1 protein-coding gene is annotated in these 7,758 nt (G+C 73.9%); it reads right to left on the bottom strand.

The window, feature by feature from the left end; genetic code table 11:
* Positions 1-2: 2 nt before the first annotated feature.
* A complete protein-coding gene (locus tag OQ02_RS32245) occupies positions 3-7,718 on the bottom strand; it encodes a non-ribosomal peptide synthetase (RefSeq protein WP_033442423.1) in 7,716 nt (2,571 codons plus the stop codon).
* Positions 7,719-7,758 lie beyond the last annotated feature (40 nt).

The following is a 7,758-nucleotide window of genomic DNA, read 5'->3' as shown; positions in this document are numbered from 1 at the left end:
GGTCACGCCTCCGTGTCGGCAACGAGGGCTTCGAGGTCCGCGAGCACCAGTTCCTCGACGAGTTCGGCCAAGGCGGACACGGTGCGGGCGGTGAGGACGTCGCGGGGGGAGAGGTCGACGCCGAACGCCGCCTTGGTCCGGGAGGTGATGTGCAGGCCGCGGATCGAGTCGCCGCCGAGTGCGAAGAAGCCGTCCTCCACGCCGACCTCGTCGACGCCGAGCACGTCCGCCCAGATCGCGGCGATCGCCTCTTCGGTCTCGGTGCGGGGTGCGACGTACTCCCTGGACGTGACCGCGTCGCGCTCAGGCGCGGGAAGCGCGACGCGGTCGAGCTTGCCGCTGACGGTCAACGGCATGCTTTCCAGTGCGACGAACGCCGCCGGGACCATGTGGTCGGGCAGGACCCTGGCCGTGTGGTCGCGCAGCTCCGATGCCGTAGTCGGCTTGTCCGGCACGAAGTACGCCACCAGGCGGTGCTCGTTCGGCACTACAACGACCTGGGCGACACCAGGATGCGCCGCGAGGACCGATTCCACCTCGCCCAGCTCGACCCGGAACCCGCGGATCTTCACCTGCTGGTCGACCCGGCCCAGGTAGTGCAGGGTGCCGGTGTCGTCCCAGCGGGCCAGGTCGCCGGTGCGGTACATCCGCTCGCCGGGCGCGCCGAACGGGTCGGCGAGGAACCGCTGCGCGGTCAGGCCGGGCCGGGCGAGGTACCCGCGGGCCAGGCCGGCGCCCGCGATGTACAGCTCACCGGTGACGCCGGCCGGGACGGGCTTGAGCGAGTCGTCCAGGACGCGCACCGCGGTGCCGGGGATGGGACGGCCGATCGGTGGTGCGCCGCCGGGTTCGAGCGGGTCGCTCCAGGAGGTGACGACGGTCGACTCGGTCGGCCCGTAGGCGTTGATCATCCGTCGGCCGGGCGCCCACCGGCGCACGAGGTCGGCCGAGCTGGCGTCACCGCCGACGACGAGAGTGCGCAGCGTGGTGAGCTCGGCGTCGGGGAGGGTCGCGAGCGCCGCCGGGGGGATCAGGGCGTGGGTGATCTCGAAGTCGGTGACGAACCGCGCGAGGTGCCGGCCGAGCAGCGGTCCGGGCGGTGGCACGACCAGGGTGGCCCCGGCGGGCAGCGCCATGCACAGTTCGAGGACCGAGGCGTCGAACGCGGGCGAGGAGAACTGGAGCACCCGGTCGCCCGGTGACACGTCGAAGTGCGCGATCTCGGCGGTGGAGAAGGCCGCCAGGCCGGTGTGGGTCACGACCACGCCCTTGGGCCGGCCGGTCGACCCGGACGTGTAGATCACGTACGCGGCGTTCTCCCGCCGCAGCACCACTTCCGGTGGGTCGTCGGGCAGCCCGGACAGGTCCGGGAGGGCATCCAGGACGAGCGCCGCCCCGGAGTCGGCGATCATGTACGCGATCCGGTCGGCCGGGTACGAGACGTCGACGGGCAGGTAGGCCGCCCCCGCCTTGAGCACGCCCAACACCGCGACCACGAGGTCCGGCGACCGCGGGAGCCGCAACGCCACCACCGACTCCGGCCCGACGCCCGACCTGACCAGGTGGTGCGCCAGCCGGTTGGCCGTCTCGTCCAGCTCGCGGTAGGTCAGGCTCTTGCCGCCGCCCGTCACCGCCACCGCGTCGGGTGTGCGCGCCACCTGCGCGGCGATCAGCTCGGTGATCAGCCCGGTGGTCGTGGTGGTCGGCTCGTCGGCCACCACGCCGTTCCAGTCGACGATGACCTGCCGGATCTCCGCGTCGGACAGCCACGGCACGTCGGCCAGCGGCCGGTCCGGGTCGGCGACCAGGCCGACGAGCAGCCTGCGCAGCCGCTCGCCCAGCCGTTCGACGGTGGCCCGCTCGAACATCGCGGGCTCGTAGCCGAGCAGCACGCCGAGCCGTTCGGCCGGGTACGCGGTGACGCTGAGCGGGAAGCTGGTGGTCTCGATGGCGGACAGCTCGCGCAGGCCCAGGCCCTCGGCCGACTCGACCGGGTAGTTCTCGAACACCACCACGCTGTCGAACAGGGTGGCGCCGCGCTCGATCCCGCTCCAGGCTTGGACGTCGGTCAGCGGCACGTGCTCGAACCGCCGCGAGTCGACCTGCGCGTCCTGCAACGCGCGCAGCCAGTCCGCCACCGGCGCGGTCCCGTCGACCTCGACCCGGACCGGCAGGGTGTTGATGAAGATGCCGGTGATCGCGTCCACGCCGGGCAGGTCGGCCGGGCGGCCGGACACGGTCGCGCCGAAGCAGACGTCACGCCTGCCGCTGGACCGGGCCAGCAGCAACGCCCACGCGCCCTGCACGATCGCGCTCGGCGTGAGCCGGTGCCGGCGGGCGAACTCGTACAGCCGACCGGACTCGGCCTCGGTGAGCGCCATCGGGACGCGTTCGGACGACGTGCCGTGCGACGCGGGGCGGTCCGCGGGCAGCGGGGTCGGCGCGTCGAACGTGCCGAGCACCCGACGCCAGTGCGCCTCGGCCTCGTCGTGGTCGCCCTGCCGGGCCAGCCAGGCGACGTAGTCGCGGAACGGTCGGCGTTCCGGCAGGTCACCGGGGCCGAGCACGTCGGACAGCACGTGGAAGACGCTCCAGCCGTCCAGCAGCACGTGGTGGAACGTCCACAGCACCTGGACGCTGGTGGGGGAGAGGCGGGCGATCGCGACCCGCATCAACGGCGGCACACCGAGGTCGAGGCCTTGCGCCCGGTCCTCGGCCAGCAGCGTGCGCAGCCGGTCGGCGCGGGCCGTCTCGTCCAGGTCGCTCCAGTCCAGGAACGTGAACGGCACGGGGGCGTGGTCGTGCACGACCTGCAACGGCTCGCGCACGCCCTCCCACAGCACCGAGCTGCGCAGCACGGGCGTCCGGTCGACCACCCGCTGCCAGGCGCGGGCGAACGCGGCCGGGTCGGTGACGCCGTCCACCACGAACGTGGTCTGCTGGAAGTACGCGCCCTGGTCGCCCAGGCCGTGGAACACCATGCCCGCCTGCATCGGGGTGAGCGGGTAGGCGTCGGCGCCGGTGATCCGGTCCACCTCGGCCTGGGTCAGGTCCGCCAGCGGGAAGTCGGACGGCGTGCGACCACCGGCGTCGGGCTCGGCGCAGTGCGCGACGATGCCGCGCAGCGCCGCGGCGAACCCGTCGGCCAGCCGGGTGATCGTGGCCGTGTCGTGCGCGTTCCCGCTGTAGTGGAAGGTGAACGCGAGCCGGTCGCCGCGCACCTGCCCCACCACGTCCAGCAGGTGGGGGCGCGTCGCGTCCGGGTCGGCGGACAGCACGAGGTCGCGCTGGTCCTCGGCGAACCGGCCCAGGTAGTTGAAGCCGATCCGCGGGTCGCAGGTCGGCGCGGTGCGGGCGAGGTGGCGCAGTGCGCCGTACCCGATGCCGCGCCGGGGCACCGCGCGCAGCTGCTCCTTCACCGACTTCAACGCCGTGCCCCAACCGCTGTCGGGCACGTCGAGCGCGACCGGGAACACGGTGGTGAACCAGCCGACCGTGCGGGACAGGTCCACGTCGGGGAACAGCTCCTCGCGGCCGTGGCCCTCCAGGTCCACCAGCACGCGCGAGCGGCCCGTCCAGTCCGCCAGCACCCGGCCGAGCGCGGTCAGCAGCACGTCGTTGACCTGCGTCCGGTACACACCGGGCACGTCGCGGAGCAGCGCGGCCGTCTCGTCGGCGGTGAGCCGCACCGTCACCTCGCGCTCGGAGCCGACGGTGTTCGGGCCGTGCCGGTCGAGCGGGATGGCGGTCGGGGTGGCGGCCACCGTCGTCCAGTGGTCCAGTTCGTCGGCGAAGCCGTCGGCGGCGTGCTCGGCGAGCCGGGTCGCCCAGTCGCGGAACGAGGTGGTCTTCGGTCCGATGTGGACGGTCTGGCCGGCGCGGGCCTGGCGGTAGGCCGTCATCAGGTCTTCCACCAGCACGCGCCAGGAGACGCCGTCGACCACGAGGTGGTGCGCGGTCAGCCGCACGGACCGCCCGTCGAGGACTTCCGCCCGCAGCAGCGGTCCCTCGGTGAGGTCGAAGCGGTCGAGCGTCAACGGGTCGACGTGGCAGCGGGGGCCGATCACCTGGCGGTCGCCCTCGAACCGGGTGCGCAGCGCGTCGTGGTGGTCGACCAGCGCGATGAGCGCGGTGCGGAGCGCGGCAAGGTCCACGTCGGCAAGGTCCGCGCCGGTGAGGTTCGCGTCGGCAAGGTCTGCGCCGGCGAGGTCGACCACCACGGACTGCTCGAAGTGCTCGGGGCGGACGGTGTGGTGCTCCAGGTACCAGCGCTGGATCGGGGTGAGCGGCGCGGCGCCGGTGACCGTGCCCTGCTCGGCGGTCGGCGGCAGGTCGCGGGTCACGTGCGGTGCGATGGCGGCGATCGTCTGGTGCGCGAAGATGTCCCGCGAGGTCAGCACCAGGCCCGCGCGACGGGCGCGGGTGACGACCTGGATGCCCAGGATCGAGTCGCCGCCGAGCGCGAAGAAGTTGTCCCGCACACCGACCCGCGCCGCGCCCAGCACGTCGGCGAACACGGTCGCCAGCACGGCCTCCACGGGCGTTCGCGGTGCCACGTAACGGACTTCGGTGCGTTCGTCGGGCGGCTCCGGCAGTGCGTCGCGGTCGAGGTGGTCGAGCCCGACGAACGTCGACGGCACGGCGTGCGCGGGCAGCACCTGGCCGAGGAACCCGCGCAGGGCCGCCGGGTTGACGGGGGGCGTCACGTACGCGACCAGCCGCCGGTCCACCGCGACCACGGCCGCGTCGGTCACCTCGTGGTGACGCCGGAGCGCGTCCTCCACCTCGCCGAGGTCGACCCGGACGCCGCGGACGCGGACCGCGTCGTCACCGGACGGCCAGGACAGCTCGACCAGGCCGTGCAGCGGCCGGTCCGGGTCGTCCACCACGAGGCGCAGCAACGAGTCCAGGTCGTCGCCCAACGCCTCGATCGTCGTCGCGTCGAACAGGTCCGCGTTGTACTCGACGGTCAACGCCAGGTCGTCGCCGCGCGGCCAGAACTCCACCACCAGGTCGAACCGGGCCACCGGGCGCGGCAAGTCGTACTCGGCCGCGGCGAGGTCGCCGAACGACGCGTCGCGCAGCAGCGGCTGGTGCAGCGCGACCATGGCCTGCACCAGGGGAGTGCGGCTGGGGTCCGGGTCGGGCCGGACCGCCTCCACCACCCGGTCGAACGGCACGTCGTCGTGCGTGAACGCTTCGAGGGTCGTGTCCCGCACCTGGTCGAGGAACCCGGTGAACGGCAGGTCCGGGTCGACCCACGAGCGCAGCACCAGCGTGCGGACGAAGAACCCGACGGTGCGCTCCAGGTCCGTGCGGTCACGGCCGGAGCTGACCGTGCCGACCGCGACGTCGCGCTGCCGGCCGCGTGCGGACAACAGCACCTGCACGGCGGCGGTGAGCGTCATGAACAGGGTCGCGTCGTGCGCGCGGCCGACGTCCGCCAGCCTCCGCACCAGGTCCGCGGGCAGGGTCCGCCGCAGCACCGCGCCGGACGTCGTGCGCAGCGGCGGCCGGGGGCGGTCGGTGGGCAGGTCCAGCGACTCGATGCCGTCCAGCCGCTCGCGCCAGTAGGCCGGGTCGCCCTCGGACCTGCTCCGGTCCCAGACCGCGAAGTCGGGGTATTGCACCTCGGGTTCGGCCGGCTGCCCGCCCGAGTACAGCTCCGCGAGCTCTTCCAGGAGCACCTGCACCGACCAGCCGTCGGTGACGATGTGGTGCTGCACCAGGACCAGCAGGTGCTCGTCCGGCCCCAGGGGGCAGAGCACCGCACGGGTCAGCGGCCCGCGCCGCAGGTCGAACGGCTGGTCCAGGCCGAGCGCCGCCGGGTCGGAGGTCGGCAGCACGCGCAGCGGGATCGTGCCCTTGGGCGCGACCACCTGCACCGGTTCGTCGCCCAGCACGTCGAAGGTGGTGCGCAGCGCGTCGTGCCGAGCCGCCAACGCGTCCAGCGCCGTCGCCAAGCGGGGCACGTCCAGCGCACCGGTCAGTCGCAGCCCGACCGCGGTGTTCTGCTCGGCGGTGCCGTCCAGCGAGAACAGGCGGCGCTGCGCCGACGACAGCGGTAGCGGCATCCCGTCGGGCACGCGGGCGATCGCCTTCCGCTCACCGGCGGGCCGGGCGGTGCCGTCCGGCAGGGCTTCGGCGAGCGCGGCGACCGTGCGGTGGTCGAACATGGCCCGCACCGGCAGCCCGCCGAGCCGGGACAACGCCCGCACGGCCAGGATCGAGTCGCCGCCCAGGGCGAAGAAGTCGTCCAGCGCACCCACCCGCGGCACGCCCAGCACGTCCGACCACACGTCGGCGACCCGGCGTTCGGCCGGGGTGCGCGGCTCGACGTGACCCTCAGGGGCGGTGCCGACGACCGGCGCGGGCAGCGCGGCCCGGTCCAGCTTCCCGTTGGGGGTCAAGGGGAACGCGTCCAGCTCGACGAACGCCGACGGCACCAGGTAGTCCGGCAGCCGCGCCGCGAGGTGGTCCCGCAGACCGGCGGTGGCGCCGACCACGTAGGCGACCAGCCGCTTCGGCTCGTCCCGGGCCACGACCACGGCGTGCTCGACACCGGGGCACCCGCGCAGCAGCGCTTCGACCTCGCCCGGCTCGACCCGGAAGCCCCGGATCTTCACCTGGTGGTCGGCGCGGCCGACGAACTCCAGCACGCCGTCGTCACGGCGCCGGACCACGTCACCGGTGCGGTACATGCGGGTGCCGGGCCGGCCGAACGGGTCGGCCACGAACCGCTGCGCGGTGAGGCCCGGCCGGCGCAGGTAGCCGCGCGCCAGGCCGACGCCCGTGACGTACAGCTCGCCCTCGGCCACCGGGCGCAGGTCGTCGTCCAGCACCCGCACCTCGGTGCCGGGGATGGGCCTGCCGATCGGTGGCGTGCCACCGGGTTCGAGCGCCTCACTCCATGACGTGACCACGGTGGACTCGGTCGGGCCGTAGGCGTTGATCATGCGGCGGCCGGGCACCCACTTCGCCACGAGGTCCGGCGGGCAGGCGTCACCGCCGACGACGAGCGTGCGGAACGACGGCGGCGCCGGGTCGGGCACGGTGGCCAGCGCGACCGGCGGGATCAGGGCGTGCGTGACGCCGAAGTCGGTGATCACCCGGGCGAGCTGGTCGCCGAGCAGTGGTCCGGGCGGCGGGACGACGAGGGTCGCGCCGGCGGGCAGGGCCATGCACAGCTCCAGCACGGAGGCGTCGAAGCTGGGGGAGGAGAACTGGAGCACCCGGTCGCCGGGCCGCACGTCGAAGTGCGCGATCTCGGCTCTGGCGAACGCGGGTAACCCTCTGTGCGGCACCACGACGCCCTTGGGGCGGCCCGTCGAGCCGGACGTGTAGATCACGTACGCCGGGTCGTCCGGCCGGATCGTCACCTCGGGCGCGGTGGCGGGCTGGTCCGACGACTCGGGCAGGTCGTCGAGGACGAGCAGCGGTTGCGCGTCCTCGACCATGAACGCGATCCGGTCGGCCGGGTAGTCCGGGTCGATCGGCAGGTAGGCGGCGCCGGTCTTCAGCACCGCGAGCCGCGCGACCACGTTGTCCACCGAGCGGGGCAGCGCCAGCGCCACCACCCGTTCCCGGCGTGCGCCCCGCGCGATCAGCAGGTGCGCGAGCCGGTTCGCCCGGTGGTCGAGTTCCCGGTAGCTCACCACTTCCTCGGCGGACATGACCGCGGGCGCTCCGGGAGTGCGCAGCGCCTGCGCGGCGATCATTTCCGGCAGACTGTGGGCGTGCGTCATCGCGTGAGGTGCC

The organism is Saccharothrix sp. NRRL B-16314 (genome assembly GCF_000716595.1).
GTDB lineage: Bacteria > Actinomycetota > Actinomycetes > Mycobacteriales > Pseudonocardiaceae > Actinosynnema.
Note: the sequence above shows the minus strand (reverse complement) of the source record. Positions and strands in the feature narration are given on the sequence as shown.

What these genes read in the sequence shown, in the direction of transcription:
- OQ02_RS32245 (WP_033442423.1), bottom strand. Translation starts at nt 7,718, where the DNA reads ATGATCGCCGCGCAGGCGCTGCGCACTCCCGGAGCGCCCGCGGTCATG.